The organism is Pseudomonas tremae (assembly GCF_001401155.1).
Classification (GTDB): Bacteria; Pseudomonadota; Gammaproteobacteria; order Pseudomonadales; family Pseudomonadaceae; genus Aquipseudomonas; species Aquipseudomonas tremae.
Window position 1 is genome coordinate 19087 of the sequence record NZ_LJRO01000065.1, and the last position, 2462, is coordinate 21548.

The following is a 2462-nucleotide window of genomic DNA, read 5'->3' on the forward strand; positions in this document are numbered from 1 at the left end:
GGGTCGCGCTCCAGATGGGTACTGCGCCGTGGCTGTTCGCCTTTCTCGCCGTAGCCGATTTCCTCGACCTGTGTCAGGTGCCCGCCGAGGTTGTAGCTGAAACGGCGAGTGAGGTTGTCGATGCGCTTTTCTTCGATCAGGCGGTCGGTGTAGGAAAAGCTGTGAATGGAGTCTACATTTTGATGATGCGATAGGAAGGAGGCTGAAGTGATCTCAACACTCTATCGTCCAACTTAATTTTTAAAGAACGCTAGCTAATACCTAAATACTGTAATTTAAAAGCTTATCGCCTAGCTAAAAGCTCTACGCAGACTTATTTTAGATAAGGGGCAGGTAGAGCTTTTATTGTTTTTGTCTCTTGCAGTCAACGAGCTACTCGTAAACCCCGGCATCTTGTGCTTTTCCAATGAAAATATCAGCAAGACTACCCTGAATCTCTTTGCCGTCGCAAAGAAGCAAAAAGTCTCCATCTAAATCATCGGGAAAATGTACGCCATCCAAAGTTCCTAAAATCACAGACGCACTATCAAACATTACCACTTTAAAAAAATTTATTACTTGAGATCTTTCAGTTTCATCCAGCAATGCCAGAGCGTTTCTAGCTCTAGCAAAGGAGTCTTTGCCATCATCGATAGGCTGGTTCAAAATCTCTTTGTATCGGTTGAAATTTTCCTCGAACAGCTCATCATATATAGCATGCACAAAATTTTCATCTAAAGACATAAGGACTCCGGCTAACGCATTTCTGGATACATAGATTTGTTGAGTTGAATGAGTTCTTGTAGCTTTGTATTAGGCACTTCTGGGTAAACTCGTCTGAGTTCTTTAATGTCACGCGCCAAAACATCTCTTGCGCTCGTGAATGGTAGCCTTGTGGTAGGGTTTATTTTGCTGCGAGAGACTACTCCAAGTTTACCCTTTAAACTAGTGTGTCCGACTTTCGGCACCAGCATTGCTGGCCCAGTTGCAGGATCATAACCTTCCACCAAATCCTTCATCAAGTCCCTCTGACCCACATGATGAGAATCCAAGCCGAGTTTTTTTCCTTTCACAGCGCTTTTATTTGCTTTATGTGAATTGACGGTCCATTTATCACACGCTAGCCCTAGAGCATCGATCCAAGATTGTGTATTTGGCGCATACTGATAAAGATTAAATACCCCATCTAACCCAATCGGGTCCTGCGTAGTAAACCGCCCAATCTCCGGGTCATAATACCGAAACGTGTTGTAGTGCAGCCCCGTTTCGGCATCAAAATACTGCCCCTGAAACCTCAGGTTCTGCTCAACCTCGTTCACCACCAGCTTTTCAACAGCACCCCACGCCCGGTACTTGGCCTGCCAGACGATTTGCCCTTCGGCGTCGGTCATTTCCAGTGGTGTGCCGATCTGGTCGGTGTGGAAGTAGTAGACCTTGTTCTCGGCTTCGCCTTCCTTCTGATCCACGCGGGCCAGCGGCGCGTAGCTGCCGTGCTCGTAGAGGTACAGGCTGCTCTGGCCGGGGCTTTCTTCACGCAGCATGCGCAGGCCTTGCCAGAGGAAGTGTTTGTGTTCGGTGTGGCCTTTGATCTCGGACTGTTTCCCTACGCGTCGGCCCAGGCTGTCGTACTGATAACTGCTGGTGCTTTCCACCTGCGTGTCAGCCATGGTCTCGGTTTTGACCAGGCGGTTTTCGCAGTCGTAGGTGAAGGTTTGCCAGCGCACGATGCCGACGGTTTTTTCAATCAGGTTGCCCCAGGCGTCGTACCTGTACTCCTGGTTCGCCCACTGTTTGAGGCGGTTGTCTTTGACGTGGTCGAAGCGGCTGGTGTTGAAGTTGAGGCGGTTGGCCGCAGCGTCGTAGCGGAACTCTTCGCCATCGACGACTCGACCGGTGTTGCGCGCCAGCAATTGGCCATTGGCTTCGTATTCGTAACGGGTTTCGCCGCGCAGTTTGTCGAGAGTGCGGCTCAGTTCGCCTGCCGGGTCGTATTCGTAGCGGCGGTGAATCGGGTTGTAGGCATGTTCGACGTAGCGCTCTGGTTTTATGAGCGGGTTCTGGATCTGTGACAGTTTCTCAGCGGGCAGGGTTGTGGCGTACTGCCAAGCCTTGCGCCCCATGCTGTCGTAGCCGAAGCAGCTGGTGAGCGTACCCTGGGTGCGATAGATCTCGCGGTGCAGGTCGTCACGCTCCATGTCGCTGATCAGTTGGCCATCGAGGTTCAATTGGTGCAGGTGACCGCTGCCGTAATACAGGTGGTTCAGGTGCTGGCCGGAGGGAAGCGTCAGCGTGGTCAGGTTACTGAGTGGATCGTACTCGTAGGCCAGTGCGCCCTGCGGGGTGGTCTCTTTGACGAGACGGCCTAGCAGGTCGTAGGCAAATTCGAGTTTCTCAGCGCTGACGCCGAGCTTTCTGCCAGTGTCCGTCGGCTTGCGCTCGATTGACAGCAGTCGGTCGCCGTCGTCGTATGCGTAGTCCTGACG

The 2462-nt window shown here is 51.7% G+C and carries 2 protein-coding genes and 1 pseudogene; all 3 read right to left on the reverse strand.

Annotated elements, in window-relative coordinates:
• Positions 1-161 (reverse strand): annotated as a pseudogene (locus tag ALO43_RS31300) (RHS repeat protein); the annotation flags it as partial.
• Positions 162-372: 211 nt separating this feature from the next.
• Positions 373-723, reverse strand: coding sequence for a hypothetical protein (locus ALO43_RS04315; RefSeq protein ID WP_054997166.1), 351 nt, complete (start codon positions 721-723; stop codon positions 373-375).
• 11 nt (positions 724-734) lie between these two features.
• Positions 735-2462: RHS repeat domain-containing protein (locus tag ALO43_RS04320; RefSeq protein ID WP_162235573.1), on the reverse strand; the 1728-nt coding region annotated here is incomplete at its 5' end.

What these genes read in the sequence shown, in the direction of transcription:
- ALO43_RS04315 (WP_054997166.1), bottom strand. Translation starts at nt 723, where the DNA reads ATGTCTTTAGATGAAAATTTTGTGCATGCTATATATGATGAGCTGTTC.